The sequence below is a fragment of the Pseudomonas sp. WS 5079 genome, from assembly GCF_012985465.1.
In the GTDB taxonomy this organism is placed as follows: Bacteria; Pseudomonadota; Gammaproteobacteria; order Pseudomonadales; family Pseudomonadaceae; genus Aquipseudomonas.
Genome location: NZ_JAAQWN010000001.1, coordinates 952,587 through 978,993 on the forward strand (window position 1 = coordinate 952,587; position 26,407 = coordinate 978,993).

22 protein-coding genes and 1 pseudogene are annotated in these 26,407 nt (G+C 62.3%); 7 read left to right on the plus strand and 16 right to left on the minus strand.

Going from position 1 to position 26,407, the window contains the following annotated elements; all coding sequences use genetic code 11:
- Position 1: 1 nt before the first annotated feature.
- From HBO05_RS04040 to HBO05_RS04085, 10 genes are all read right to left on the minus strand, one after another.
- Positions 2 to 1,705 (minus strand): AMP-binding protein, encoded by a 1,704-nt coding sequence (locus HBO05_RS04040; RefSeq protein WP_170041049.1) that lies wholly within the window; start codon positions 1,703 to 1,705, stop codon positions 2 to 4.
- Between the two features lie 27 nt (positions 1,706 to 1,732).
- On the minus strand, positions 1,733 to 3,031 hold the full coding sequence (locus HBO05_RS04045) for an acetyl-CoA C-acetyltransferase (protein ID WP_172311761.1): 1,299 nt from the start codon (positions 3,029 to 3,031) through the stop codon (positions 1,733 to 1,735).
- Complete coding sequence (locus tag HBO05_RS04050) at positions 3,028 to 3,930, minus strand: MaoC/PaaZ C-terminal domain-containing protein (RefSeq protein ID WP_172311763.1); 903 nt, start codon at positions 3,928 to 3,930, stop codon at positions 3,028 to 3,030. The genes HBO05_RS04045 and HBO05_RS04050 overlap by 4 nt, the downstream gene beginning before the upstream one ends.
- Positions 3,931 to 3,932: 2 nt before the next feature.
- On the minus strand, positions 3,933 to 5,276 hold the full coding sequence (locus HBO05_RS04055) for a 3-oxoacyl-ACP reductase (protein ID WP_172311765.1): 1,344 nt from the start codon (positions 5,274 to 5,276) through the stop codon (positions 3,933 to 3,935).
- A 143-nt stretch (positions 5,277 to 5,419) separates the two neighbouring features.
- Entirely contained in the window at positions 5,420 to 7,945 is a 2,526-nt protein-coding gene (locus tag HBO05_RS04060) for an acyl-CoA dehydrogenase (protein WP_172311767.1), read from the minus strand.
- Positions 7,946 to 8,250: 305 nt separating this feature from the next.
- Entirely contained in the window at positions 8,251 to 9,690 is a 1,440-nt protein-coding gene (locus tag HBO05_RS04065; RefSeq protein ID WP_172311769.1) for an outer membrane protein transport protein, read from the minus strand.
- 124 nt (positions 9,691 to 9,814) lie between these two features.
- On the minus strand, positions 9,815 to 10,321 hold the full coding sequence (gene praB, locus HBO05_RS04070) for an alkane oxidation protein activator PraB (protein ID WP_172311771.1): 507 nt from the start codon (positions 10,319 to 10,321) through the stop codon (positions 9,815 to 9,817).
- A 129-nt stretch (positions 10,322 to 10,450) separates the two neighbouring features.
- Positions 10,451 to 10,945 (minus strand): alkane oxidation protein activator PraA, encoded by a 495-nt coding sequence (gene praA, locus HBO05_RS04075; protein WP_170041041.1) that lies wholly within the window; start codon positions 10,943 to 10,945, stop codon positions 10,451 to 10,453.
- A gap of 147 nt (positions 10,946 to 11,092) precedes the next feature.
- The gene (locus HBO05_RS04080) at positions 11,093 to 12,370 is read right to left on the minus strand and encodes an alkane 1-monooxygenase (RefSeq protein WP_172311773.1); all 1,278 of its coding nucleotides are present in this window, start codon (positions 12,368 to 12,370) and stop codon (positions 11,093 to 11,095) included.
- A gap of 326 nt (positions 12,371 to 12,696) precedes the next feature.
- Positions 12,697 to 13,695: an alpha/beta hydrolase gene (locus tag HBO05_RS04085; RefSeq protein ID WP_262381365.1), complete on the minus strand. Its 999-nt coding sequence runs from the start codon at positions 13,693 to 13,695 to the stop codon at positions 12,697 to 12,699.
- 300 nt (positions 13,696 to 13,995) lie between these two features.
- Between HBO05_RS04085 and HBO05_RS04090 the strand changes: the two genes are divergently transcribed.
- The 3 genes from HBO05_RS04090 to HBO05_RS04100 are packed head-to-tail and all read left to right on the plus strand — an operon-like array spanning position 13,996 to position 17,284.
- Positions 13,996 to 15,552: an NAD(P)/FAD-dependent oxidoreductase gene (locus tag HBO05_RS04090; protein WP_172311777.1), complete on the plus strand. Its 1,557-nt coding sequence runs from the start codon at positions 13,996 to 13,998 to the stop codon at positions 15,550 to 15,552.
- Complete coding sequence (locus tag HBO05_RS04095) at positions 15,549 to 16,445, plus strand: SDR family NAD(P)-dependent oxidoreductase (RefSeq protein WP_172311779.1); 897 nt, start codon at positions 15,549 to 15,551, stop codon at positions 16,443 to 16,445. Before HBO05_RS04090 ends, HBO05_RS04095 begins: the two co-directional genes overlap by 4 nt.
- On the plus strand, positions 16,445 to 17,284 hold the full coding sequence (locus tag HBO05_RS04100; RefSeq protein WP_170057419.1) for a metal-dependent hydrolase: 840 nt from the start codon (positions 16,445 to 16,447) through the stop codon (positions 17,282 to 17,284). Before HBO05_RS04095 ends, HBO05_RS04100 begins: the two co-directional genes overlap by 1 nt.
- 44 nt (positions 17,285 to 17,328) lie before the next feature.
- Here HBO05_RS04100 and hemN read toward each other — a convergent pair whose 3' ends face one another.
- The 3 genes from hemN to HBO05_RS04115 all read right to left on the minus strand — a co-directional run bounded on the left by hemN (position 17,329) and on the right by HBO05_RS04115 (position 20,552).
- Positions 17,329 to 18,714, minus strand: a complete 1,386-nt coding sequence (gene hemN / locus HBO05_RS04105) for an oxygen-independent coproporphyrinogen III oxidase (protein ID WP_262381366.1) — start codon at positions 18,712 to 18,714, stop codon at positions 17,329 to 17,331.
- The gene (locus tag HBO05_RS04110; RefSeq protein ID WP_169955788.1) at positions 18,701 to 20,026 is read right to left on the minus strand and encodes a coproporphyrinogen III oxidase; all 1,326 of its coding nucleotides are present in this window, start codon (positions 20,024 to 20,026) and stop codon (positions 18,701 to 18,703) included. Before HBO05_RS04110 ends, hemN begins: the two co-directional genes overlap by 14 nt.
- Before the next feature lie 82 nt (positions 20,027 to 20,108).
- Entirely contained in the window at positions 20,109 to 20,552 is a 444-nt protein-coding gene (locus HBO05_RS04115; protein ID WP_169955789.1) for a hypothetical protein, read from the minus strand.
- Positions 20,553 to 20,880: 328 nt separating this feature from the next.
- Between HBO05_RS04115 and HBO05_RS04120 the strand changes: the two genes are divergently transcribed.
- A complete protein-coding gene (locus tag HBO05_RS04120) occupies positions 20,881 to 21,486 on the plus strand; it encodes an SCO family protein (protein ID WP_169955790.1) in 606 nt (201 codons plus the stop codon).
- Positions 21,486 to 21,956 carry a copper chaperone PCu(A)C gene (locus HBO05_RS04125; protein ID WP_169955791.1) on the plus strand — a complete coding sequence of 157 codons (471 nt, stop codon included), beginning with the start codon at positions 21,486 to 21,488 and terminating at the stop codon, positions 21,954 to 21,956. Before HBO05_RS04120 ends, HBO05_RS04125 begins: the two co-directional genes overlap by 1 nt.
- A gap of 1,023 nt (positions 21,957 to 22,979) precedes the next feature.
- Here HBO05_RS04125 and HBO05_RS04130 read toward each other — a convergent pair.
- Positions 22,980 to 23,186, minus strand: a pseudogene (locus HBO05_RS04130) (DHCW motif cupin fold protein); the annotation flags it as partial.
- Positions 23,187 to 23,235: 49 nt separating this feature from the next.
- Here HBO05_RS04130 and HBO05_RS04135 point away from each other — a divergent pair.
- On the plus strand, positions 23,236 to 23,730 hold the full coding sequence (locus HBO05_RS04135) for an HIT family protein (protein WP_169957122.1): 495 nt from the start codon (positions 23,236 to 23,238) through the stop codon (positions 23,728 to 23,730).
- On the opposite strand, the gene HBO05_RS04140 is transcribed toward HBO05_RS04135, so the two are convergent.
- Positions 23,711 to 24,181 carry a GNAT family N-acetyltransferase gene (locus HBO05_RS04140; RefSeq protein WP_172311783.1) on the minus strand — a complete coding sequence of 157 codons (471 nt, stop codon included), beginning with the start codon at positions 24,179 to 24,181 and terminating at the stop codon, positions 23,711 to 23,713. The genes HBO05_RS04135 and HBO05_RS04140 overlap by 20 nt on opposite strands.
- Positions 24,182 to 24,374: 193 nt before the next feature.
- Here HBO05_RS04140 and HBO05_RS04145 point away from each other — a divergent pair, with 193 nt between their 5' ends.
- Positions 24,375 to 24,707 (plus strand): hypothetical protein, encoded by a 333-nt coding sequence (locus tag HBO05_RS04145; protein WP_169957120.1) that lies wholly within the window; start codon positions 24,375 to 24,377, stop codon positions 24,705 to 24,707.
- Here HBO05_RS04145 and HBO05_RS04150 read toward each other — a convergent pair.
- Positions 24,704 to 26,305 carry a hybrid sensor histidine kinase/response regulator gene (locus HBO05_RS04150; RefSeq protein ID WP_172311785.1) on the minus strand — a complete coding sequence of 534 codons (1,602 nt, stop codon included), beginning with the start codon at positions 26,303 to 26,305 and terminating at the stop codon, positions 24,704 to 24,706. The genes HBO05_RS04145 and HBO05_RS04150 overlap by 4 nt on opposite strands.
- Between the last annotated feature and the right edge of the window lie 102 nt (positions 26,306 to 26,407).

The window sequence follows — 26,407 nt, forward strand, 5'->3', positions numbered from 1 at the left end:
GTCAGCGCAATGCGCGGCGCAGGACCTTGCCCACCGTGGTCTTGGGCAACTCTTCGACGCGGAACTCGACAAACTTGGGCACCTTGTACCCCGTCAGGTATTCCCGGCAATGGGCCAACAGCTGCTCCTGAGTCAGGCTGGGGTCGCGGCGCACCACGACAATCTTTACCTTCTCCCCGGTCACCCCATCCTCCACGCCAATCGCCGCCACTTCCGCAACGCCTGGATGCAACGCCACCACGTCTTCAATTTCATTGGGGTACACGTTGAAACCCGACACCAGGATCATGTCCTTCTTGCGATCCACCAGGCGGATGAAGCCCTGTTCGTTCATCACCCCGATATCCCCGGTCGACAGCCAGCCCTCGGCGTCCAGTACCTCGGCGGTTTCCTTGGGGCGCTGCCAGTAGCCCTGCATTACCTGTGGGCCGCGTACCTGCAATTCGCCCTGCTCGCCGATGTCAGCCACTTCACCGTCCTCGCGGATGAAGCGCACCCAGGTCGACGGCAATGGCACGCCGATGCTGCCGGTAAATTCCATGTCGCGCATGCGTGAGATATCGATGGGGCTGATGCTCACCACCGGCGAGCACTCCGTCAGGCCGTAACCCTCGATGATCGGCAGCCCGGTGACTTCTTTCCAGCGCTTGGCAACCGCGGTGTGCGTGGCCATGCCGCCAGCGATGACCAGGCGCAGGTCGGAAAAGTCCCGGGCGCGGAACTCTGCGTTCTCCAGCAAGCCGTTGAACAACGTGTTGACCCCGGCAATACCGTTGAAACGCTCCTTGCGCAGGATCATCTGCACCCGCTTCACGTCCCGAGGGTTGGCGATCAGGATATTGCGCCCGCCCAGGCACATGAACATCAGGCAATTCACGGTCAGGGAAAAGATGTGATAAAGCGGCAACAGGGTGACGTTGGTTTCCTGCTGGTCCTGGTCCAGTTGATCGCCCACCCAGGCCTTGGCCTGCAACAGGTTGGCGATGATATTGCGGTGGCTGAGCATCACGCCCTTGGCATCGCCGGTGGTGCCGCCGGTGTATTGCAGGAACGCCAGTTCTTCACGCGCCAGCGGCACCGGGGTGTGGGTCAGGCCCCGGCCCTGTTTGAGCGTCTGGTTGAAACGCAGCGCACCCGGCAGATTGAAAGCGGGCACCTGTTTTTGCACACGGCGCAGGATGAAGTTCATCGCCGCGCCCTTGAAGGTGCCGAGCAGGTCGCCAATGGCCGCGATGACCACGCGTTTGATCGTGCTGCCGGCCACGACTTTTTCCAGGGTGTGCGCGAAGTTCTCGAAGATCACCACGGTCTCGGCGCCGCTGTCCTTGAGCAGGTGCTTGAGTTCGTGGGAGGTGTACAACGGGTTGACGTTGACCACCACCGCACCGGCGAGGATGGTGCCCAGCAGGCAGATCGGGTACTGCAAGCAGTTGGGCATCATCAATGCCACACGATCGCCCTTGCGCACGCCCTGGGCTTGCAGCCAGGCGGCAAAGGCGATGCCCTGGGCCTGCCAAGTGGCGTAGGTCATTTCGGTGCCGATGCTGACGTAGGCCACACGGTCGCGGTATTTGTGCAAATGCTCGAGAAACACCTCGCGCAACGACGGGTAGTCCTCGATGCCGGCATCGATGTCGCTGGGCACGCCGGGCAGGTAGGCGTTCAGCCAGATACGTTCGGTTTGGTCCAGGCTTACAGCATTCATCGCAGTCTCCTTATTGTTGTTGTAGGGCTACTTTTCAACGATGGCGGTAATGCCCAGGCCGCCGGCGGCACAGATGGAAATCAAGCCGCGCCCGCCACCACGTTGGTGGATGGCCTTGGCCAGCGCCGCCAACTGACGGCCACCGGTGGCGGCAAAGGGATGGCCGCAACCGAGCGAGCCGCCGTTGACGTTCATCTTGGCGCGGTCGATAGGCCCCAGCGGCGCGTCCAGCCCCAGGCGCTCACGGCAGTAATCGGCGTCTTCCCAGGCCTTGAGGGTGCACAGCACCTGGGCGGCAAAGGCTTCGTGGATCTCGAACAAATCAAAGTCGGCAAAACCCAGGCCTTCGCGCGCAAGCATGCGTGGCACGGCGTAGGCCGGTGCCATCAGCAGGCCCTCACTGCCATCGACGAAGTTCACCGCCGCGGTCTCGCCGGTACGCAGGTAGGCCAGCACCGGCAGGCCACGAGCGGCGGCCCACTCCTCGCTGGCCAGCAGCACCACCGAGGCGCCATCGGTCAGCGGCGTGGAGTTACCGGCCGTGAGGGTGCCGTTCTGCCGGTCGTAGGCCGGGGACAGGCTGGCGAGCTTCTCCAGGCTGGCGTCGGCGCGCAGGTTGTTGTCGCGGGACAGGCCGCGATAGGGGCTGATCAGGTCGTCGAAGAAGCCGTTGTTATAGGCCGCGTCGAGGCGCTGGTGGCTGGTCAGGGTCAGTTCGTCCTGGGCCAGGCGCTTGATCTGCCAGCGCTTGGCCATTTCTTCGCAGTGTTCGCCCATGGACAAGCCGGTACGCGGCTCGCCATTGCGTGGCAGCAAAGGCTTGAAAAACATCGAGGGACGCACCGCCAACAGGCTGCGCAACTTGTTGCCGGCGCCCTTGGCGCGGTTGGCCGCCAGCAGTGTGCGGCGCAGGGACTCGTTGATGCCGATGGGCGCGTCGGAGGTGGTATCGGCGCCCCCGGCAATCCCCACTTCAATCTGCCCAAGCGCGATTTTATTGGCCACCAGCAACGCCGCCTCCAGGCCCGTGCCGCAGGCTTGTTGCAGGTCGTAGGCCGGGGTCTCGGCAGACAGGGTGGTGGACAGCAACGATTCTCGGGCCAGGTTGAAATCCCGTGAATGCTTGATCACCGCGCCAGCGGCAAACTCGCCCAGGCGCAGGCCGTGGAGGTTGTAGCGGTCCACCAGGCCTTGCAGCGCAGCCACCAGCAAATCCTGGTTGCTGTCGTGGGCGTACACCGTGTTGGAGCGGGCAAACGGAATGCGGTTGCCACCGACAATCGCCACACGGCGCGTCGGGGCGGGGTTGAAGCTGTAGTCACTCATGGACGACTCTCATCAAAACGTGGGTGCCAGATAAACAGGCCGCGCATATGGGGTTTGTCGCCGGCCGGGTTGCGCACCTCGAACGCGCGGCGCGGGCCGTCTGCCGGGGCATTCCACAGGGCGACCTGGCCGGGCAGGAAGATCGGCAACTTGAACTCGCAATGGGCCTCGGCCACGTCCAGCCCGCCCGGGGGTTGCTGGGCGGCCAGGGCGCGGCCCAGGGTCCACATGCCATGGGCAATGGCCCGGCGAAAACCGAACAGGCGCGCGCCGATCAGCGAGGTATGGATCGGGTTGAAATCCCCCGACACCTTGGCAAAACGCCGCCCCAGGTCCGCCGGCAGCACCCAGCGCTGGGTCCGCCGCAGGTCCTCTTCGGGTAATTGCAGGCTGTGCCCCCAGGGTTCGCCCAGCGGGTTGGCGACATCCCGGCGCAGGTACAGGCTTTCGCTCTGCCACACCAACTCGCCGGCGCTGTAGGCATGGGTGGCGATGCTCAAGGCCTGGCCCCTGGCATGGGCCACCCAGCGCTCGGCAAACACTTCCAGGCGCAGGGCCTGGCCTTCCTGCAGGCGCCGATGCTGGCGGATGCGATTGGCCAGATGCACCATGCCACTGGCGGGGTACGGAAAACTCGGGCGCGTCAGCAGCATCAAGTGCAAAGGGAACGCCAGCACATGGGGATAGGACAGCGGCACCCCTTGCTCACGCCGGAAACCACAGGCCCGGCCATAGGCGGCAATATCCCTGGCACTCAACTCCACCGCCGAGCGCACCAGGCGCTCCGTGGGCAAGGCCGGCGCCCCCTCAAGCTTGGGTTTGCGCAGCGCCAACAGGCCATCGAGCAACAGGCGATTGCGCGATGGCGGCGGATCGATAATCTGCGTCACGTAGTCCATGCTCAGGCTCCCAACAGGCTTTGGCCGCACACGCGCACCACCTGGCCGTTGACCCCGCCCGAGGCCGGATGCGCCAGCCAGGCGATGGTTTCGGCGACGTCGATGGGTTGCCCGCCCTGGGACAGGGAGTTCATGCGCCGCCCCGCTTCGCGAATCATCAGCGGGATTTTCGCGGTCATCTGGGTCTCGATAAACCCCGGCGCCACGCCATTGACCGTGACCTGCCGCGCCGCCGCCACGGGCGCCAGGCCCTGCACCAGGCCAATCACCCCGGCCTTGGAGGTGGCGTAGTTGCTCTGCCCCAGGTTGCCGGCGATCCCGGAGATCGACGACACACAGACCACCCGCCCACCGGCATTGAGCCCCTGCCCCTGCAGCAAGGCTTGACTCAAGTGCAACGGCGCTTCGAGGTTGACCGCCAGCACACTGCGCCAGGCGGTTTCGGTCATTTTCGCGATGGTCTTGTCGCGCGTGATCCCGGCGTTATGCACCACCACATCAAACGCGCCGTGCTCGGCCACATAAGCCTGCAACTGCTGCACCGCATCGGCGGCGGTGATGTCCAGCGCCCAGGCGTGGCCGCCGACGCGGCTGGCCGCCTGTTCCAGGGAGGGCAACGCTTGCGGCACATCCACGCACACCACGTGCGCGCCGTCACGGGCCAGGACCTGGGCGATAGCCAGGCCAATGCCACGGGAGGCGCCGGTGACCAGGGCGCGGCGGCCGCTGAAGGGCTTGTCCCAGTTGATGGCGGGGGCGGCATCGACCGGTTGTTCCAGGCGCACCACCTGCCCCGAGACATAGGCCGAACGCCGCGACAGGAAAAAGCGCAGGCTGCTTTCCAGGGCCTGCTCGGCACCCGGCGCGACATAGATCAGTTGCACCGTGATCGCCCGCCGCAGCTCCTTGGCCAGGGATCGCACCAGGCCTTCCAGGGCACGCTGGGCGATGGCCTGGGGCAAGTCCTGGCAGTGTTCGGGCGCGGTGCCCAGCACCACCACGCGGGCGTGCAGCCCCAGACGCCGGGCGTTGGCGTGGAAGAATTCGTAGAGTTCGTCCAGTTGCTTGAGGTCGAGCACGGCACTGGCATCGAACACCGCGCCCTGGACCTTGACCGTAGACGGCGCCTTGAGCGTGGCGGCCTGGGCCGGCACGGTGTCGGTGGCCTTGAAGATGCGCCGCACCTCGTCCGCCAGGCGCCCTGCCCCGGCGATGATCACCGGGTTGGCCAAGCCTTGCTGGCCGCTGCGATGACGTTGCAGGGGCAAGGGTTGTGGCAAGCCGATAGTCTGGGCCAGGCGACGGCCCCAGGCAGAGTTCACAAAAGAGAGATAGCTGTCGCTCATAAATCGATCCGTTTTCCTGACCTGCAAACCCAATCTCCTGTGGGAGCTGGCTTGCCTGCGATGGCGGTGTGTCAGATTGCATCTTTGGCACAGACACACCGCTATCGCAGGCAAGCCAGCTCCTACAGGGCGCGTGTTGGTGTTTAGTTCACCGGGGCGTTTTCACGTTTTTTGCTGCTGGGTTTGGCCACTTGCTCCAACGCCTGTTGACGCTTTTGCAGTGCCTCCAGCAACCCGAAGTCCTGCGGGAAGTCGTCCACCTGGATGCCGTGGTCGGCGTACTCCACGTAGCGCGCCAGCAGGGTGTCTTCGTCGGCGCTGATCAAATCCAGGGCCCGGGCCTTTATGCGCCAGGCGGTAAACGCCGTGCTGCTGATCGGCATCGGGTCGAGGGTGCCTTGCTTGACGGCCGTCTTGAGTCGCCCTTCGATCAACTCCACCTGGGGCAGCAGGCGGAACGCCAACTCGCCGTAGGCCAACTTGTCGACTTCCGGACGCGGGATGTAGGAGTTGGCCAGCAAACGGTCGCGGCTTTCGCCCGGGGTCTGCACCAGTTCGGCCACCTGGGCCAGCAAGCGGTCTGACGGCTTGCGCTGGGGAATGCCGAACGGGAAGCTCAAGCCACGAATCACTGCCGCAGCCGGCTTCGAAGGATAATTGTCGAGCACCTCGGCCAGGGCTTCATGGGCCCGCAACAGGGCGTCCTGGGCCGACCAATGCACCAGCGGCAGATCCGCCTGGGGCCGGCCATCGTCTTCAAAACGCTTGAGCACGCAGGACAAGATGTAGAGCTGGGACAGCATATCGCCCAGGCGCCCGGTGATGCTTTCCTTGCGCTTGAGCGCCCCGCCCAGCACGCCCATGGAAATATCGGAAATCAATGCCAGCACCACCGACAGCCGATTGGCCTGGCGGTAGTAGGACGCAAGCGAAGGGTCGGTCTTGGCCGGCACGGCAATCAGCCGCCCGCCGGTAAGAGAATGCACCGCCGCACGTACGGTGTTGGCCAGCACAAAGCTCAGGTGACCGAACATGGCACTGTCGAACGCCAGCAACGCCTGGCGACTATCGGTGTTGCGCGCCGCTTCCATCTCGCGGAACACGTAGGGGTGGCAACGGATCAGGCCCTGGCCGTAGATGATCAGGCAGCGGGTCATGATGTTCGCGCCTTCCACCGTGATCGCGATGGGGCTTTGTTGATAGGCACGGGCCAGGAAGTTGTTGGGCCCCATGCAGATGCCCTTGCCGGCGACGATGTCCATGCCATCGTTGACGATGATCCGCGCACGCTCGGTGACGTGGTATTTGGCAATTGCCGAGATAACCGAGGGTTTCTCGCCAGCATCCAACGACGCCACCGACACCTTGCGCACCGCATCGCAGGCATACAGGTGCCCGGCCATGCGCGCCAACGGCGCCTGCACCCCTTCAAACTTGCCAATCGGCAGGCCGAACTGCTTGCGCATCGCGGCATAGGCCGTGGTACCGCGTACCGCCACCTTGCCCAGGCCAACGTTGGCCGACGGCAGGGAAATCGCGCGCCCGGCGGCCAGGCATTCCATCAACATGCGCCAGCCGTTGCCCACTTGCTCGCGGCCGCCGATCACCCACTCCAGGGGGATAAACACGTCCTTGCCGGTGGTCGGGCCGTTCTGGAACACCGCATTGAGGGGCCAATGACGGCGACCACTGTTCACCCCGGGATGGGACGTGGGGATCAACGCGCAGGTGATGCCCAGCGAACCGGGCTGACCCAGCAGGCCGTCCGGGTCTTCGGCGCGAAAGGCCAGGCCCAGCACTGTGGCGATGGGGCCGAGGGTGATATAGCGCTTGTCCCAGGTCACGCTGAAACCCAGCACTTGCTGGCCTTCATGCATGCCCTTGCAGACGATGCCCAGGTCGGGAATCGCCCCGGCGTCGGAGCCGGCATAGGGGCTGGTCAGGGCAAAGCACGGGATGTCTTCGCCACGGGCCAGGCGCGGCAGGTAGTAATTGCGCTGGGCGTCGGTGCCGTAATGCAGCAGCAGTTCGGCAGGCCCCAGGGAGTTGGGGACCATCACCGAAATCGCCGCCGCCGAGCAACGGGTCGACAGCTTCATCACCACTTGCGAATGGGCATAGTGGGAGAAGCCTTTGCCGCCATATTGCTTGGGAATGATCATGCCGAGGAAGCCGGCGTCCTTGGTGTACTGCCAGCCTTCGGGCGACAGGTCCTGCCAGACCTGGGTGGTTTCCCAGTCATTGGCCATGTCGCAGAGGGTTTCCACTTCGTTGTCGAGGAACGCCTGCTCTTCGGCGCTCAAGCGTGCCGGAGCGGCTTGCAGCAGGCGCTGCCAATTGGGTTTGCCGCTGAACAACTCGGCGTCCCACCACACGGTGCCGGACTCGATAGCCGCGCGCTCAGTGTCGGACATGGCCGGCATGATCGTGCGAAACAGGCCCAGGGCCTTGCTGGTCAACAGTGCGCGGCGCAGCGGCTTGATGCTCAGCAGCAGCGCCGGTACCACCACCAGCAACGCCGCAACGCTCAGGCCAAACCCAGCGACCACATTGAACAGGTAGCCGCCCGCCAGCCAGGCCAGGCCAGCCCCCAGCCACAGGGTGGCTGCCGCTTGTCGATACGCCAGGGCAGTCGCCGCAGCGAGTCCCGCCAATAACCAGATAACCATGGAGATACCTCTACTTGATCAGGGCAACTATTCAGGGCACGGCACGCATGTCAGCAGGTCGGTATGGCCTGCGACCGATCACCACACTACAAACTTGAAAAGACAAATTCAAATTTTGTTTTGAAATTTTTATTTAATCTGTTTACGAAATAATTCTCGGCCGAACGTGTCAGCCGAAGTGTTGAAGGGAGAAGGAAATCACCAAGGGTCGCGTGGGCGACCCATGGGTGCAGCACCGGGTAAACGCAGTAGAAAGATGCGCTGACTACGCGTTTACCCAGGCACTACGCACATCCAACCTCAGGTCAAAAGGCGTAGGTAGCCGAGAGGCTGACCACTTCGCCCTTGGCCTCGGACTTGCCATCCAGCGAACCTGCGCCAAGACGGTCAACGTTCTTGGTCTTGAGCTTGACGGTCTCCACGAACTGGCGGGAATACGCGCCGTCGATGCTCAGGCCAGGAATGGCGCGGATGTTGTAGCCAAAGCCCAGGGAGGCAAAAGTGCGGTCACCATCCGGGATACGTGGGTCACGGGTGGAGTTGCGGGTTGGGGTCTGGTCGAAGGCCACACCGGCACGCACGGTAAAGTCATCCGTGAGTTTGTAGTCGCCACCGAACGAATACATCCAGGTGTTCTTGTACTTGTACGGGATCGACACGATGGTGCTGCCATTGGACTTCAAGGTCAGCGCCTCGAAGGAGGACCATTGGGTCCAGGTCACACTGGCGCCCAGGGTCAGGCGGTCAGAGAAGTCGTGTACCCAGTCCAGGGAGGCGTTGGCAGGGATATCCAGTTGCGTGGAGGCATTGGCACCCCCCGGATACAGTTTCAGCCCAGGGTAAGCCAACTCGACCAGGGTTTTACCGTCGACCACCGGGGTGGTCATCAGTGCTTCCGAGCCCGGATCGGCGTACATGTTGTACTTGCCTTCCAGCTTGTTCTTGATCTTGGCGTGATAATTCAAGCCCAGGGTGTCCTGCGCCGTGGGTTTCCAGGTCATCCCCGCAAACCAGCCCAGGGAGTTATTGTCGACTTTAACCCGCATCAAGGCGAAGCCCTGGCCGGCGGGAAACGGAACGAAACCGAAATCCGGCGACTGCGCGGCGGCGGCATACAGGTCGACGTTCTGGCTTACAAAGCCTTTGGTGTGCTGGAGAATCGCACCACCGCCGATGGAAAACTCATCATTGACCTTGAACGACAGCGAGCCGGTCAGGCCTACGGTTTCGATGCGGGTGTCCACCGCAAAGTCGCGACCTTTCCAATCCTCATCCCAGGTTGTGCGCGCGCCCATGGGCACCACTTGGCTTAAACCAAAGGCAAAACGGTCGTTGATAGGGATCACCATGAAGCCAGTGGGTACCCACGCTTCGAAGCCACCCTGACCACCATTACCGGTACGATCGTTGTAAATCGGGTTGTAGTTTTCGTCGAGCGTCGTTTCAGACATAGGACGACCAGAATAATCGTAGGCCGATCCTTTGTATTTGATGTCGATGTTTGCGTAGTTGATGGTGAATTGAGAGATGGTCTTGTCAATGAAGGCCATTGCAGCAGGGTTGTTGTAGGCCGATGACGGGTCGTTCTTGAACATCGAACCACCACCAAACGCCCGGCCCCAGCCAGCGGTGTTGGAGGTCGGAGTCATGAAACCGCCCGCCTGGACCGGACCGGCCGCGGCCATCAGCCCCCCCAACAATGCCAGGCCAAGGAACGCCTGGACCTGCTGTTTCTTATTATTCATGCTCCACTCCTTATTATTTTTATCTACCAAACTCGGCCTTGCCGATCCGGCTTATCCCAACAGGTGCCCCTGACGAGGCACCTGTCTTTTACGGGTGATCAACCCTTTACTGACCGGCGTTCGGTCAAGGAGTAACGGTCAACAAAGGGTCAGGCGTGATCGACATGGACGTGATAGTGCAACCGCCACTCAGCGCAGTGGTGGTGGCAAGCGTCAGAGTATTCGTCGAATTGCTCCAAAGGCCAGGCACCGGGCTAGGCCCGCAATCTGTCGCCGGAAGGGATGCCACTGTGAAACCGACACCCGTAATGGTGCCTGTCGAGACGGAATCGGCGGTCAATGTCCAGGTCCCCTTCATCTTCGGTGCACCACACAGCGCATTACCGCCTGCACGCTTTTCCATGCTCGTGATGGTAGCGGTACCGTCGGCGTTGACGGTGCCCTTGAAGTTCATGTTGCACTGGATGGGTTGGTTGAACGAAGACGGCGTCTTGATGGTGATAGTCGCGGTTGGGGTTTCAAATGTCCCTGGACCACCTGGTCGAACAATAGACGCCGCACTGGCCATCGAAGCCGCGCCAAAGCACAGAGCAAACGAACTTACACAAACGAGGGTTTTCAAACTTTTCATTATTTTTCCTCACATGTATGGCGAGTCATTTCGCCGGGGTAATGGCCATGATCGAGAGGTCACGGAGAAACAGCAGAACTTCCCTTTCCAGCCAAATTTCAATGCAATTACCGCTACAAATTCGGGTGTTTACTCGACGACTTTGAACGTCGGCGGCATCTTGATCGACACCGTCTTGATCTTGCAGTCTTCGCCAATCGGCACATTGGCCGCCTCCAACTTGCCGGTGGCGTTATCCCAGGTGCCTTCGGCAGTGGATGGGCCGCACTTGCCGCCCAGGCCAAAGGCGTGCACATCGACGCTGATCTTCGACATGGAGCCGCTCTTGGCATCCTTGGCCACTAAAATCCACGGCAGGTTGATGGCTTCGACGCGGCTGCACTTGAGGCCACCGTCGAACTCGACCTTGTCGACATTGACTTGCGAACCATCGGCCGCGACCTTGCCGGCCACCTTGATGGTGCAGTCGGCGCTGATCAGCGCGCCCTTGGAAAAGCTGATGGGGCCCTGGGCAGTGAAGGCGCTGCCGGCAGGTTCGATGCGTGCGGCCTGGGCCTGGTGATAGGCGATAAGGCCCAGCGCAGCGAGCACGATATGGGTGGTGAACTTGGCAGGTGTTTGCATGGTGTACGTCCTTCCCTTGATTTTATTTTTGTTAGGGTCAAACAACTTTCTTGCAACTTAAGCAGCACTCGAATCCGGCAAACCGTGGGCGATGAAAACCTGCGCGATACACAGACCCCGAGTGCGCCCTACAACAGTTGATTCACATTAGAAGGTGCTGGTCTTGCCGTACTTCTCCAGTATCTTCAAGCGTTTGGATGGCTGGATATTGGCCAGGGTGACATCCCCCGAATAATGCCGTAGTACCCGGTGATCCATACGCCGGCGCCACAAGTAAGGGATATAGGCCCAGACAATCATGCTGGCGTAGCCATACGGCAGTTGCGGCGATTCATCAAAGTGGCGCAACGACTGATAACTGCGAGTCGGGTTGGCGTGATGATCGGAGTGGCGCTGCAACTGGAACAGAAAGATATTGGTGACAATACGGTTACTGTTCCACGAGTGGCGCGGCGAACACCGCTCATAACGGCCATTGGGCAACTTCTGGCGTTTAAGCCCGTAGTGCTCGACATAGTTCACTACTTCCAGCAACGAGAAGCCGTAGATGCCCTGGATCAACAGGAAGGGAATCACCGCCGCACCCAGCCAGGCGATCATCGCGCCCCACAACACCACGCTGTACATCCAGGCGCTGAGTACGCCGTTCTTCCAGTGCCAGGCTGGCAGGCCGAGCTTGCGCAGGCGTTCGCGTTCCAGGTTCCAGGCCGAGCGCGCACTGAACCACACCGAGCGCGGCAGGAAGGCCCAGAAGCTCTCCCCCAGCCGCGAGCTGGCCGGATCTTCCGGAGTGGCGACGCGCACGTGATGGCCACGGTTGTGTTCGGTGTAGAAGTGCCCGTAGAAGGTCGGCGCCAGGGTGATCTTCGCCAGCACAATCTCCAGCAGGCGCGGCTTGTGCCCCAGTTCATGGGCGGTGTTGATCGCGATGCCAGTGGCGGCGCCGGTGGACATGGCCATGCCCAGGTAGGTGAACCAACTCACCTCGCCATGCAGTTGCACCCGGGCGGTCAGGAAGCTGGCGGTTTGTGCCATCCAGCTCGATGGGTCCATGGACGCCGTGAGTTGCAGCAGGCCGCCGTTGATCATCCAGTCGATGCCGCTGACCGCCAGCCAACCGGTCATCACCAGGGATGAAATAACCAACAACACCCCGGTGTAGACGATCCAGCGGTAGTACTTCTGCGACTCAAGGACGCTGACAGCGGATTCTGGCGGGTTGCTGACGTCTTCCCCAAGCAGGCCGTCGATCAACGGGATCAGCCCGAAAATCACCAGCACACCGACCCACCACAGCTCTTGTACACCCGTAGTAATAGCCAGGGCGCCAGACAGCAGCGGGGTCGCCAGAGGCATGATGCCCAGCCACCACAGGTGGCGCTTGCCGTCGGTCCAAACGTGCGGGGCAGCCAGGGTCTGATTCATGGCAACCTCCGGACGCACTGCGCGGCAGGGAGGGAGAGCGAAGCAAAAGAGACAGGAAACAGGTTCAGGCGGCACTGAAGGCCACTTGAAATCAACCATGCGATAAAAGGCGTTTTTTTCATTATTTTATTCGCTCTTAGGCATTTCAAAAATCATTTCAAAATAAATATTGAAATATTTTTTTAAATAAATAGCGCGTAACCGATAGGTCGTCAACTACTTTTTCGAGGCCTTTTTTACGTGACCGGGCAGTCTCTTTTTCAGCCGTTCGGTCAGGTGTCTAGGGCAAGCGTTAGCGACTTTCGACCGCACCGTGGGGCTCATGATTATTTGCTCGCCAACGCAAAGGGCGGGTGCAGGACTGTGGCTGTTTCCAGCGGCCTGCTGCGCTTGGCCACCTGCTCGACCAATGCCGCCACCCGCTCGGTAGCGGTGATGGGCAACATATGGCCACGGCCTTCGACCAGCTGCAGCTTGAGCCCTGGCACCTTGTCCGCCAGGGCCTGGCCGTGCATGCGAAAGTCCAGCACCTTGTCCCGCGAGCCATAGATCAGGCCGATGGGCAGGCGCAACTGGGCGTAGCGCTTGACCATATCGGGCAGGTAATCGTTGACCAGGCCGATTTCGGTGGAGGCGGCATAGAAGTTATCGGGACGCATCCCCAGCAGGCCGCCGCCACGGGTGGCGAAGTCGGCCGGTGCCGGGTCGGGAGCGAATACGCCCTTGACCACCGCGCCACTGGTGAGCATGCCGATGGGCACGGTCAGCGTGCGCGACACCCAGCGCCGCAGCCAGCCAGGGCGCACCGCCAGCGACAGAAACACCAGGGGGATCATGCGCTGGGGATGGGTCAGCGGGGCCACCAGCACCAGCCCGGACACCGCATGGGGATGGTCCAGGGCCAGGGCCAGGGAAATCGCCCCGCCCAGGGAATGCCCCAGCACCAGGGGCTGGCCCAGGTCCAGGGTCTGGATAAAGGTCGCCACTTGCCGGGCCTGGCTTGGCAGGTCGGCGCCGGTGCCTTTGTGCCGGGTGGAATAGCCTGAGCCGGGGCGGTCCAGGGTGATCACCCGAAAGTGCTCGCGCAATTGCGCGGACAAGGCATAGGTCAGGTTGCGACTGCTGCCCATCAGGCCGTGGATCATCACCAGCGGCGGGCCCTTGCCCTCGTCTACATAATGAAAGCGCTCGCCATCGATCTCCAAAAAGCGCCCGTTGCTTGGAACAGCCGCTTCGATACGGCGCGTCATCCAGGCACTCAAGCCCCATAACGCCGCACTGGCAGCCATAAACACACCCGCAGCGACAACCCATTCGACAGCCATAGCTCGGTCCTCTGCTTCCCTGCTGCTGGCGATCCGACCGGTATTGGTCAAGACCTCAGCCATCGTCCACACCCTGGACTTCAACTGCGTGCGTAAAGGTTCGTCCGTCGGACAAATCGCACATAAAGGACAAGGTTGTAGCGTAGGCGATATTTTCAGGTAGATTATTTAAAATCTTTTTTAAAATAATAAATACAATTTTTCTTTGCAATGGTGTTCTATCTAAAAAGCCAAAAACAAAAAAGGAGCACATCCGATGTCAAAACCCGTAAGGCGCCCACAGCCCACGAGGGACACCCTATGAATGCCTCTACCCCGCCGAGCGGCCCGGCAGATTGCGTTGATATCGCCATCATTGGCTCAGGCTTTGCCGGCCTGTGCATGGCGATCAAACTCAAGCAAGCCGGGCTCGACGACTTCTTCATTGCCGAACAGGCCGACTCCCTGGGCGGCACCTGGCGCGACAACCACTACCCGGGCTGCGCCTGTGACGTGCAATCCCACGTCTATTCGTTTTCCTTTGCGCCCAACCCCGACTGGACCCGGCAGTTTGCCCCCCAGGCGGAAATCCGTGCCTACCTGGAGCACTGCGCGCAGCGCTTTGAACTGGCGCCGTACCTGCGTTTTGGCATGGGCCTGCAACGGGCGGTGTTCGATGAGCAGTTGCAACGCTGGCAACTGCAGTTCAGCAATGGCCGCCGTGTCAGTGCGCGGGTGCTGGTGTCGGGTATGGGCGGCCTGTCCCGTCCGGCGCTGCCGGATATTGCGGGGTTGGACAGCTTCAAGGGCAAACGCTTTCACTCCCAGCACTGGGACCACGACTATTCACTCAAGGGCAAGCGCGTGGCGGTGATTGGCACCGGCGCCAGTGCCATCCAGTTCGTGCCGCGTATTGCCCCGCAGGTGGCGCACCTGGACCTGTTCCAGCGCACCGCGCCGTGGATCATGCCCAAGCCGGACCGCCCCATTTCAGGTTTTGAGCGCTGGCTGTTCAAGCATCTGCCGTTCACCCAGCGCCTGGTGCGCGGGGCCTTCTACTGGGCCCTGGAAGGTCGGGTGGTGGGGTTTGCGCTGCACCCGCGCCTGATGAAAGTGGTGCAGAAAATCGCCCTGCGTCACCTGCACAAACAGGTGGCGCGCCCTTCCCTGCGCAAGGTCCTGCGGCCGGACTACACCATCGGCTGCAAGCGCGTGCTGATCTCCAACGACTACTACCCGGCGCTGTCACGCAGCAATGTCGAAGTGGTCACCGAGACGGTGCTGCGGATCGAAGCCGACGGGGTCATCACCGCCGATGGCATCAAGCACCCGGCTGACTGCCTGATCTTCGGCACCGGGTTCCAGGCCACCGATCCCCTGCCCCGCGACTGCATCATCGGGCGCGGTGGCGTCGACCTGATGGAGGCCTGGCGCGATGGCGCCCACGCATACAAGGGCACCACCGTACCGGGCTATCCGAACCTGTTCCTGATCGTCGGGCCCAACACCGGGCTGGGCCACAACTCGATGATTCTGATGATCGAGGCGCAAGTCACCTACATCCTCGATGCCCTGCAACAGATGCGCCGCCAGCAAATTGCCACGGTCGAGGTCAAGCCGGCGGTAGAAAGCGCCTACAACCAGCAAATCCAGGCAAAGCTCCAGCGCACCATCTGGAACACCGGCGGCTGCCGCAGTTGGTACCTCGACCCGCGCACCGGCAAAAATACGACGTTGTGGCCCGGTTCGACGTGGCGTTTCAAGCAGGTCACCCGCCAGTTCGCCCTGCGCGATTATCAAGTCACGCCATTAGTGACTGGCGCCCCGTCGCGCCCCGTCGCGCCACCCCATGCCACCGCAGAAGGAAGCCTGTCATGAAGTCATTCAATGGCCGTGTGGCGGCCATCACCGGTGCCGCGTCCGGCATGGGCCGCGCCTTGGCCCTGGCCCTGGCGCGCGAGGGTTGCCACCTGGCCCTGGCAGACAAGAACCAGGCCGGGCTGCAACAAACCGTGGAGCTGATCCAGCGCAGCACCCTGGCGCCGATCCGCGTGACCTCGCGGGAGGTGGATGTTGCCGACCGCCAGGCCATGGAGGATTGGGCCGCCAGTTGCGCGGCAGAACACGGCCAGGTCAATTTGATTTTCAACAATGCCGGGGTGGCCCTGTCGAGCACCGTGGAAGGTGTGGACTACGCCGACCTGGAGTGGATCGTCGGCATTAACTTCTGGGGTGTGGTGTACGGCACCAAGGCCTTCCTGCCGTACCTCAAGGCCAGTGGCGACGGGCATGTGGTCAACACCTCCAGCGTGTTCGGCCTGTTCGCCCAGCCCGGCATGAGCGGCTACAACGCCACCAAGTTCGCGGTGCGCGGCTTCACCGAAGCCCTGCGCCAGGAGCTGGATTTGCAACGCAGCGGCGTCTCGGCCACCTGCGTGCATCCCGGCGGGATCCGTACCGACATCTGCCGCAGCAGCCGGATCGACGCGAACATGACCGGGTTCCTGATCCACAGCGAACAACAGGCCCGCGCCGACTTCGAAAAACTGTTTATCACCGACGCCGACCAGGCCGCCAAGGTGATCCTGCAAGGCGTGCGCAAGAACAAGCGCCGTGTGCTGATCGGCCGCGACGCCTACGCCCTGGACCTGCTCGCGCGCTGCCTGCCAGCGGCCTACCAGGCACTGGTGGTGTTTGCCAGCCGGCGCATGGCACCGAAAAAGCGCAAGGCACCGCTGCCCAACCCCATCACTGAACAGGAGTCGCCATGATGCTGCCCATTCGCCGCGACCTGCATTTCGTCCTGCCCGCCGAGCGTATCAAGGACTGGCATGAGCAAGGCCCGTTCATCACGCACTTTTTCAATGCCCTGTCGTTGCTGTTTCCCCAGGGCGAACTGTTCTTCATGGACAGCGTGCGCCACTATCGCCAGCGCATCGACGACCCGGCGTTGAAAAAGGAGATCCAGGGTTTTATCGGCCAGGAAGCCATGCACAGCCGCGAACACGTGGCCTACAACGACCTGCTGCAAGCCGCCGGCCTGCCGGCCCATCTGCTCGACCGGCGCTTGAAATTTATGCTCGACCTGCAAAAGAAGCACTTGCCGCCGTCCTTCAACCTGGCGGTGACCATCGCCCTGGAACACTACACGGCGATGCTCGCGGAGATCCTGCTCAGCGACCCCACCCGTTTTGGTGATTCGCTCAAGGGCTACCAGCAAATGTGGTACTGGCACGCCCTCGAAGAAACCGAGCACAAGGCCGTGGCCTTTGATGTGTGGAACAGCGTGATCAAGCCGGGGCCCAAGCGTTACTTGCTGCGCACCGGGACCATGCTGTTCACCACGGTGTTTTTCTGGCTGGTGGTGTTTGATTTCCACCTGCGCCTGTTGATCGCCGACCGCCGCGCGGGCGGGCATCTGAAGGGGTTCTGGCGGATGCTGAAGTTTCTCTACGGCCCCAAGGGCGTGTTCCCGCGCATGGCGCGGCCGTGGCTGCATTACTTCAAGCCGGGGTTTCATCCGTGGGATCACGATAACCGGGTGCGACTGGAAGGGATCGATAAGCTGGTGGAAGAAGTGGAGCGCACCAACTCGGTTGCCGGAACGTAGCCTTGCGGGAGCCGGCTGGCCGGCTCCTACAGCACGCCAACGGCTCAGACCGTGCGCGAAAACTGGCCCTTTTGCTGCCCGCCCAGGTACGCATCAAAGGCCATCGCCACGCTGCGCACCATCAGTTGCCCCTGGGGCAACAGCTGCACGGCATCGTCCTCGATGTGCAGCAAGCCATCCGCCACTTGCTCATCCAACCGCGACAACGCGTGGGCAAAGTATTCGGTAAAACGGATCGCATGCCCGGCCTCGACCCCGGCAAAGTCGATGCGCCCGTGGCACATCAGGCCGTTGATCACGTCACGGCGCAGCACGTCATCGGCGTTCAGGCGGTAGCCGCGCTGCACCGGCAACAGCCCGGCGTCGATCCGCGCGTAGTACTGGGACAACTCCTTGACGCTCTGGCTGTAGCTGTCGCCCACCTTGCCGATGGCCGACACGCCCAGGCCGATCAGATCGCAATCGGCATGGGTCGAGTAGCCCTGGAAGTTGCGCTGCAAGGTGCCATTGGCCCGGGCCAGGGCCAGTTCGTCGTCGGGCAAGGCAAAGTGGTCCATGCCGATATACACATAGCCCGCCTCGGTCAGCCGGCGAATGGTCAATTCCAGCAGTTCCAGCTTGCGCTCGGGCGGTGGCATGTCTTCGGGGCGGATCATGCGCTGGGCACGGATTTGCGTGGGCAAATGCGCGTAGCTGTAGGCCGCCACGCGGTCCGGGCGCAGGGCAATCAGCTTGCCCAGGGTCACGTCGAAGCTGGCCACGGTCTGCAACGGCAGGCCGTAGATCAAATCCACACTGATCGACTTGAACCTTGCCTGCCGGGCTGCCAAGACCAATTGCACAATCTGCTCTTCGCTCTGCACGCGATTGACCGCCGCCTGCACATCGGCATCAAAGTCCTGCACGCCAAAACTCAGGCGATTGAAGCCCAGCCCGCGTAGGTTGTGGATCCGTTCCACGCTGATGGTGCGCGGGTCCACTTCAATGGAAAACTCATGATTGTCACTGGTATCCAGGCTGAAGCCTTGGGCCAGGCAGTCCATCAATTCGGCCAGTTGCCCATCGTCGAGGTAGGTCGGCGTACCGCCGCCCAGGTGCAATTGGGTCAGGGGCCGCGTGCGGTCGAACAACGCGGCCTGCATCTGGATTTCGCGCTTGAGGTAGCCCAGGTACTCCACGGCGCGATGGGTCTTGCGCGTGATGATCTTGTGGCAACCGCAGTAGTAGCAAAGGCTCTGGCAGAACGGGATATGGATGTACACCGACAGCGCCTTGGGTGCCAACGCCTGGTTGCTGGCCGCTACCGCCTGCTGGTAATCGTCCAGGGCAAAGGCTGAGTGAAACTGCGGCGCGGTCGGGTACGAGGTGTAGCGCGGCCCCGGGCGGTCGTATTTCTGCACCAGGGCGCGGTTGAACTCAAACGCTTTCATGATCGATGGTCTCATCGTTGGAGCAAGGGGGAACCGCGCTGCCTGCCCGGTCAAACAGTGCGCATAGAGCTTCGACCCGCTGCCGGCCCGCTGGCAGCACACAGAGGAAGCGCTCGGACAGGTCGATCAGGCCGTCCTGGTGCAGATGCTCCAGCAGCGGCCAGATCGCCGAGAAATAGCGGGAAAAAATCACCCCATAGCGGCGCTCAAGGGCCTGGATGTCCAACTCCAGGTCACAGGCCAGGCGCTCCATCACATGCTGGCGGATCTGGTCGCCGGCCTCGCAGCGCCAGCCGCGGGCGGTGGGCAGCAGGTCGCTGTCCAGTTGCTGGCGATAGCGCGCCAGGTCTTCGGTGTTTTGCGCATACAGGGTGTCGAGCTGGCTGATGGCGCCCAGGCCAAAGCCGATATGGTCACAGTAGCCGTGCCGGGTAAAACCCTGGCAATTGCGGCTCAGGTGCCCACGCTCCTGGGCCAGTGCCAGGTCGTCGTCGGGGCGTACGAACTGGCCCAGCCCGATGTAGTGATAACCGGCGGCCTCCAGGCGCTGGAAGGCGATGCGGCGCATGCCACACTTGTCGACATTCGACGACAGCGCACGCCGTGGCTGCTGCTGGTAACGCCGTGGCGCCTGGGCATAGTCGAACACTTGCAGGCGGTCCGGCTCCAGGGCGATCAGGCTGGCCAGCTTGGCGGCAAAGCTGTCGCAGGTCTGCCAGGCGTGGCCGTAGCCGAGGTCGACATTCACCGAACGAAAGCCGAAGGTGCGCGCCGCGTCGATCAGCGACTGGATCGGGGCCGGGTCCTGATAGCCGGCCACCGACGGCGTGGCCTCGGCACTGGCATCCGGCACGCCGATATTGATGTGGTTGAACCCCAGGTCGCGCAACAGGCCCATGGTTGCCCAGTCGGTGTGCAGCGGGTCGAGGTCGAGGCTGTAGTCACCCTGGTCATGCTCAAGAAAATGCAGGCGGCTGCGCAGGTGCGCCATCAAGCGTTGCAGGTCGGCGATCGCCGGGGTGGCGCCGCCCAGATGGAATTGGTCCACCGGTTGCCGGCCGCCCACGTGGCAACCGACCAGGTGGATTTCCTGCTCCAGCGCGCCCAGGTAGTCATCCGCCACCAGGCCTGCCGGCCACTGCAGGTTCAGCGCCAGCGGGCGTTGGCGCTGACGGCTGCTGCGCAAGGCGCGCAGCAGGTCGAGGGAGCCGATGCCCGGATGGAATTTGCCGATGTCGACCTGGCCCTGGTCCAACACGCTTTGGTCACGGCGCAGGCGCCACTCGCGGGCGGGATGAATGACAGTGAGCATGACGGCCTCCGGGTCTGGCTACGGTGGGTCATTGTGCGGTGCGACCGGGCAGCGCACCTTGATATGCATCAAGCGCCGACGTTTACCAGGTGATGTAGAACATGCTCTTGGCCAGCAACACAATGGCAACCATATGGCAGAACAGGCTCAGATGGACGAAGCGCAAATAGGCCGCGCTGACCCGCCCACGGCGCATCAACCACACCGTCAGCAAAAAATGCATCAGCACGCTGGCGGCGAGGATCAGCTTGAGGGTCAGCAAGGCACCGAATGCCGAGCTCGATGGCGCCGCCAGCACTGGCAGATAGCGCAACCAGACCATGCCGATCCCGGCGCCAAACAACACCAGCAGCACCCACGGCATCAAGGCCCTGGCGCGGCGGCCGATGCCCTGCTCCACCAGCAACATCACGCGGGCCGGCAGTTGCTTGTGCACACTGGCAAGGATCAACACTTCAAAGAACACCGTGCCGATAAACATCAGCGCCGCGAACAGGTGGGCCAGCAGGAACAGGAGATAGAGCATCAGAGCCTCACGGTGGCCGGTCCTTGTACCGTGACTGTGCCCCAGTGCGGACGAGCGGCGCCTTGATGCCGGTCAAGGGCCCTGATAATCGTTGAAACATTTGCCCAACGCCTTGTGCGGCGGGCCTTTGGCGGTCTCTGCGACAGTGTGCCACAGACTCAATCAGCGCCCTGGCTGGTAAGGTGGCCACCGCCCCTGTGGCAGAACGTCGCAGATTATCAAGCGTGATCAAGGCCGGTAGACTACCCAGCCTTATTGTTCACCGCTTTTCAAAGCCTGACTGACCTGTTATGCGCAGCCGTCAGGCGCTTCACGGGACGCCCATTTCATGAGTACGTTATTCACCCGTCGCAAGGTCCTCACCGGTATGGGCCTGCTGGGCCTGGGCCTGTTGAGCGGCTGTGACACCGGCCCCAAGCTGAACTTCAAGTACGGCAAGGACCTGAGCGACAAGATCATGGGCCGCACGTTCAAGCTCAAGAACACCGACGGCGAGACCGTCACCCTGAGTTCGTTCCGCGGCCTGATGCCGGTGGTGTTCTTCGGTTTCACCCAGTGCCCGGCCGTGTGCCCCACCACGCTTGCGCGCATGGCCCAGGCCAAGAAGATGATGGGCCGCGACGGCGAAATCATGCAGGTGATCTTTATCACCCTGGACCCGGAACGCGACACGCCCCAGGTGCTCGACGCCTACGTCAAGGCCTTCGACCCCAGCTTCGAAGCGCTCTACGGCACGCCGGAAGAAATCGCCGTGGCCGCCAAGGAATTCGGGATCTTTTATGAAAAGATCCCCGCCGGCGACACCTACACCCTGTCCCACACCGCCACCAGTTTTGTGTTCGACACCCGCGGCAACCTGCGCCTGGGCCTGTCGGCATCCCTTAACGCCAAAGAGTGCGCAGAAGACCTGCTCACCGTCATGGAGGTCTGCTAATGACTGCTGTCCATACCCTCAAGCGCATCGCCCTCGGTCTTTCCCTGCTGGGTCTGGCCGCCCACGCCAGCGCCCAGGTGCAGGTCAGCGACGCCTGGGCTCGCGCCACCGTGCCGGGGCAGCATTCGAGCGGGGCCTTCATGACCCTCACCGCCGACAGCGACAGCAAACTACTTAGCGTCAAGTCGCCGGTGGCCAAGGATGTGCAGATTCATGAGATGAGCATGAAAGACGACGTCATGCGCATGGGCCCGGTGGACGCCGTGGCACTCCCGGCCGGCCAGGCGGTGAAGCTCGATCCCGAGGGCTATCACGTGATGCTGATGGGCCTGACGGGCCAGATCAAGGAAGGCGACCAAGTGCCGCTGACCCTGACGGTGGAAGATGCCAAGGGTGACAAGCAGACCCTCGAAATCCAGGCGCCGGCCCGCAGCCTGGGCAGTGCTGACGGCCATCATATGAACCATTGATCCTGAGGGTGGGAGCTGGCTTGCTCGCGGTGGCCATAGGTATTTACACATCTCTTTCGTGGTTCTTGGGGTTGTGTACATATCCATTGCTGCGGTTACGGCCACTTAGGGTTCCGCCCTTACGGCGGGTCACTTTTGGAAAAGAGCCCGGAGTGCCGGCCCAGCCAAAAGTAACCAAAAGGGCTCTTGCCCCACCACTCGGCACCTCGCCCAGGCTCGGTGTGCCCGTCATCCGACATTGATTTGGGGGGCCGCCGCGATGGGCCATCCATGGCCCAGCGCGGCTAAACCGGCGTCCTGCCGGTTTACCCCCCAAATCAATATCGGATGAAGGCCAGCGTGGTTTAACGGGGCGCCTAAGATCAAAATCACAAGCAAAGCGAGGCGGCCTGACAGCCGACCTGATCATCGAAGCGTACGCGTACCCTTGTAGGAGCGGGCTTGCCCGCGATGGTCGTTAACGATGACGAATGAATACCAGATACTCTGATGTGTTCTTTCGGGCGTCATCGCAGGCAAGCCAGCTCCTACAGGGGAATGCAGCTTCGCGCTCTGGTTCTGCTGTTGCTGTTGCTCTGCTTTTGATCTTAGGCGCCCCGTTAAACCACGATGGCCGCAGGCAGGTATTGCGCAGTGGGCACCCCGGCATGGATGCCGGGGTAGCCGCGACACGGCCATGGATGGCCGATCGCGGCGGGCCCACGGAGCAATGCCTGACTGCGGGCATGCCGAGCCTAGGCGAGGCACCGAGTGGTGGGGCAAAAGCGCTTTGGTTACTTTCGCGCTCTTCGAAAGTGACCCGCCGTAAGGGCGGAACCCTAAGTGGCCGTGACCGCAGCAATGGATATGTACACATACCCAGATGAGGATACCTATGGCCACCGCGAGCAATCCAACTCCCACAGGGGATCTTTGCCGGGTGCAGAGTTTTGTGCCGCACCGCCCATCAAATGCGGGAGTTTTGCTGGGGCACCGAACTCTGAAAACCCCACGATGGATCCGTCTCGGCCGATGGACGACAAATCAATCCACAATAAACAGCCTAGCCCCGGTTGCTGTGCTCGACCGGTGCCCGTCCCTGTCATTGCCCACCTGATAACTCATCCCCGCCGTCAGGGTGAACTGACGGCCATCCTCCAGTTCGGTCTGCAACTCCCACTCCAGGCACAACAACACATGCCCGCGCCAACACCAGTGGTCAGCCAGGTAGCCAGGGCTGTATTCCACCATACAGGGAGTTGCCTTTGGTATCCTGCCGGCCCGACCTAGGTGCCCGGCCATGCACATTGCTCCGTCCCATATCCTCCACGAAACCGAACACTGGCTGCTCAACCATCACCTGGCCTCGGCCCTGCCCGGTTATTTGATGCTGGGGGCCAAGACGCCAATCAGCTCGTTGGCTGACCTACCCGACGCGGCCCTGGCGCAAATGGGTGGCCTACTGGCGAAAACCCAGAAGGTGATGGAAGTACAGCTCCAACCCAAGTGGCTATACATCAGCCGCTTTGGGCATATGCCCGGCTTCCCGCTGCACTTTCATTTGATCCCGGTCTATGACTGGGTCGAAACGCTGTTCTGGGAGGATGAGCGCTACCGGGTGCTGCAAGACTTCGGCGCTGGCAGCAACGGGCAAGCGGCGACGGATGGGGCCGAACTCACCCTGTTTATCTGGCGCGAGTTCGGTGAGAACCCGACGCCACCCGCGACGGCCGGGCTCACGGTGCCGGGCGTGATCGAGCGCCTGCGCGCCGCGTTCAAACAGTCAGACGCTTGACCATCGGCACACACGCCAGCTCCAGCCCCGTAGGCGAATGATAGATCGACTGCTCGCCGCCTTCGTAACCGCGGCCACGATAGAAATCAGCAGCATTCAACGTCGCGTCCAGCACCACCTCCTCAATCCCCAGCTCCAGCGCCACCTGCTCCAGGTGCTCGAGCATCTGCCCGCCAAACCCGCGCCCGATATAACCGGGCAGCACAAACAGCGCACCGACTTCTCGATGGTCCGGGTCGAGCATGCCGGTGGCGACCGGCTCGCCATCGACGCAACCCAGGTAGAACGGCTTGGCCATCAGCGCGGTGTAACCGTCCTCGGCGGCGCCACGGGTCCAGGTCAGCATCTGCTCGACGGGGTAGGCGCCGATGCATTGGCTGCGGATCGCCTGCAGGCGGATGTCGAAGGCGATGGGGCCGTCGTCGTGGGTGGCGCGTCTGATTTGCAGCATTCGAATCTCCCTGAATTAACTGTGTTTGCCGTGACCTCAAGGTGCCATTAGCACACTTGTGCTAATCGACCCCGCAGGCGCCCGGCGCTATATTCGCCGGCACCCCCAACGCTCCCCGCCAGCACGTCGAACCCGCCGTGCAAGGGATCGTTGTGCGTTGAAAACACCAAAACAACCCCAAGGAAGACACACCATGAAACTGCACTCCCCTGTTACCCGCCTGGCGCTGCTGGGTGCCCTGATGATCGGCGTTGCCGGTTGCAGCAATATCAAACCCACCGAAGATCATCTCAAGACCCTCTCGGAAACCAACCTAGGCGAGCCGGTCAAGCGTGTTTCCAATGTACGCAGCGACTCCATGACCACCTATTACATCGCCAGCACCGCTTCCGGTGACTACAACTGCTCCGTGCCCAGCGGTGCCAGCGGCGGGATGTTTGCCGTGGCCAGCTTCGGCCTGATGAAACCCGCTGCCTACTGCCAACCCAAGGGTGCCCGGGGTAACGCGTTGACGCCGTTTAACTAACCCTGGCTGAGGTCGCGCAGGGTGCCCCGTAGTTCAGCGGGGCGCACTGGCTTGGACAAAATGGCGATCTGCCGGTCGTGCAGCGCCGCCTGGATCTTCTCCACGTCATGCCCGGTCAGAATCAGCGCCGGCACCGCCACCCCGCGCTGCGCGCGCAGGTGGTCGATGCACTCGATGCCGGTGGCGTGGTTGCCCAGGTCATAGTCGGCGACGATGATGTCGCAATCGCTGACCAGGTTATGCCCGCTCGATTCGGCCTGCACCTCACAGCCCCAACGCTCCAGCAACGCCTGGGTGGCCAGCAGCACGTTGTGGTCATCTTCCACCAGGCACACCTTCAAACCGGTCAGCAGCCCTGCCTGGCGCGCATCGTCACGCACCACCGGTTGATGGGTCGCGGTCGCCAGGGGCAAGCCGCGCAAGCTGACCGAAGTGCCCCGGCCCACCCGTGAGCGCAGCGCCACGTCCATGCCCATCAACAGCCCCAGGCGCTTGACGATGGACAAGCCCAGGCCGACGCCTTCAACGTCTTTGTCGCGCAACTGGCGCACACGATAGAACTCCTCGAACACCCGGGGCAGATGTTCCTCGGCAATCCCCCGCCCCTGGTCGTGAATTTCCACCATCACCTCGCCGCCACGCTGGCGCACGCCGATCAGCACCGGGCGCTGGCCGCCGTATTTGAAACAGTTGGAGAGCACGTTCTGCACCATGGTTGCCAACAGCGCAGGATCCACCCGTACCCAGTGGGCGCAGGGGCGCAGGCGCAGTTCTACCCCAGCCCAGCGGGCGGCTTCAGCGTTTTGCCGCAGCAGGTCGGCCAGCCACTCACCGAGGTGCACCACCTGGTATTTGGGCAGCAGCCGGCCGTTGTCCAAGGTGTAGAGGTCGAGAATGGAGCGGAACAATTGCGACACGTTCAGCAGCGAACGGTCGATATTGTCCACCAGCCGCCGTTCTTCATCGCCCAAGCGCGCTTCACGCAGGCAGGCGGTAAACAGGCCGATGGAGTGGATGGGCTGGCGCAGATCATGGCTGGCCTGGGCGAGGAAGCGCGATTTTTCCAGGTTGGCGGCGATGGCTTCTTCGGACGCCTTGCGCGTGCGCTCCAGCAGCAGGTGGGCGTAGACCGGGATCACCGTGCTGGTGATCATCAGCATCAGCACCATAAAGGGCTGCGCCTGCCACAGTGGGGTCAGCCGATACACAATCAGCAGCGCCAGCAACGCCAGGCCCGTGGCAATCGCCAGGTAGCGCGAACCGTAGCGCATGCCGTTGCCGAGGTTGACCCAGACCATCACCGCATACAGCGGCAACGCCGCCTCACCGCCCACCACCAGGCCGAACGAGGTGCCGGTGTAGTCGTGGATCATCCCGAAGACCCGCCGCGCCGGATAATGCCCGGGCCAGCGTGCAATCACCTGGCGCAGCGCAATCGAGACCAGCAGGAACCCGCAGATGTAGATAATCACCGGCACATAGCGGTCCATCGACTGCCCCGGCAAAAAGCCCAGCAGGCCGATGTACACAATGGCGCAGGCGGCCACCACAATACGCAGGTTGGCTTGGTCCAGTTCGGCGTCTTTCACGAACTTCATGGGCAACGTCCTTGTACGGTCATCGTCTTATCTGTGTACCCGGCAGGCAGGCGGTGAACAGAGTGGTAAAGTAGCACGCCACAGGACAACCTGGCCCCAGGG

Bases quoted from the DNA above. Each gene is read 5' to 3' on its own strand.
- HBO05_RS04040 (WP_170041049.1), bottom strand. From the start codon at position 1,705: ATGAATGCTGTAAGCCTGGACCAAACCGAACGTATCTGGCTGAACGCC.
- HBO05_RS04045 (WP_172311761.1), bottom strand. From the start codon at position 3,031: ATGAGTGACTACAGCTTCAACCCCGCCCCGACGCGCCGTGTGGCGATT.
- HBO05_RS04050 (WP_172311763.1), bottom strand. From the start codon at position 3,930: ATGGACTACGTGACGCAGATTATCGATCCGCCGCCATCGCGCAATCGC.
- HBO05_RS04055 (WP_172311765.1), bottom strand. From the start codon at position 5,276: ATGAGCGACAGCTATCTCTCTTTTGTGAACTCTGCCTGGGGCCGTCGC.
- HBO05_RS04060 (WP_172311767.1), bottom strand. From the start codon at position 7,945: ATGGTTATCTGGTTATTGGCGGGACTCGCTGCGGCGACTGCCCTGGCG.
- HBO05_RS04065 (WP_172311769.1), bottom strand. From the start codon at position 9,690: ATGAATAATAAGAAACAGCAGGTCCAGGCGTTCCTTGGCCTGGCATTG.
- praB (WP_172311771.1), bottom strand. From the start codon at position 10,321: ATGAAAAGTTTGAAAACCCTCGTTTGTGTAAGTTCGTTTGCTCTGTGC.
- praA (WP_170041041.1), bottom strand. From the start codon at position 10,945: ATGCAAACACCTGCCAAGTTCACCACCCATATCGTGCTCGCTGCGCTG.
- HBO05_RS04080 (WP_172311773.1), bottom strand. From the start codon at position 12,370: ATGAATCAGACCCTGGCTGCCCCGCACGTTTGGACCGACGGCAAGCGC.
- HBO05_RS04085 (WP_262381365.1), bottom strand. From the start codon at position 13,695: ATGGCTGTCGAATGGGTTGTCGCTGCGGGTGTGTTTATGGCTGCCAGT.
- HBO05_RS04090 (WP_172311777.1), top strand. From the start codon at position 13,996: ATGAATGCCTCTACCCCGCCGAGCGGCCCGGCAGATTGCGTTGATATC.
- HBO05_RS04095 (WP_172311779.1), top strand. From the start codon at position 15,549: ATGAAGTCATTCAATGGCCGTGTGGCGGCCATCACCGGTGCCGCGTCC.
- HBO05_RS04100 (WP_170057419.1), top strand. From the start codon at position 16,445: ATGCTGCCCATTCGCCGCGACCTGCATTTCGTCCTGCCCGCCGAGCGT.
- hemN (WP_262381366.1), bottom strand. From the start codon at position 18,714: ATGAAAGCGTTTGAGTTCAACCGCGCCCTGGTGCAGAAATACGACCGC.
- HBO05_RS04110 (WP_169955788.1), bottom strand. From the start codon at position 20,026: ATGCTCACTGTCATTCATCCCGCCCGCGAGTGGCGCCTGCGCCGTGAC.
- HBO05_RS04115 (WP_169955789.1), bottom strand. From the start codon at position 20,552: ATGCTCTATCTCCTGTTCCTGCTGGCCCACCTGTTCGCGGCGCTGATG.
- HBO05_RS04120 (WP_169955790.1), top strand. From the start codon at position 20,881: ATGAGTACGTTATTCACCCGTCGCAAGGTCCTCACCGGTATGGGCCTG.
- HBO05_RS04125 (WP_169955791.1), top strand. From the start codon at position 21,486: ATGACTGCTGTCCATACCCTCAAGCGCATCGCCCTCGGTCTTTCCCTG.
- HBO05_RS04135 (WP_169957122.1), top strand. From the start codon at position 23,236: ATGCACATTGCTCCGTCCCATATCCTCCACGAAACCGAACACTGGCTG.
- HBO05_RS04140 (WP_172311783.1), bottom strand. From the start codon at position 24,181: ATGCTGCAAATCAGACGCGCCACCCACGACGACGGCCCCATCGCCTTC.
- HBO05_RS04145 (WP_169957120.1), top strand. From the start codon at position 24,375: ATGAAACTGCACTCCCCTGTTACCCGCCTGGCGCTGCTGGGTGCCCTG.
- HBO05_RS04150 (WP_172311785.1), bottom strand. From the start codon at position 26,305: ATGAAGTTCGTGAAAGACGCCGAACTGGACCAAGCCAACCTGCGTATT.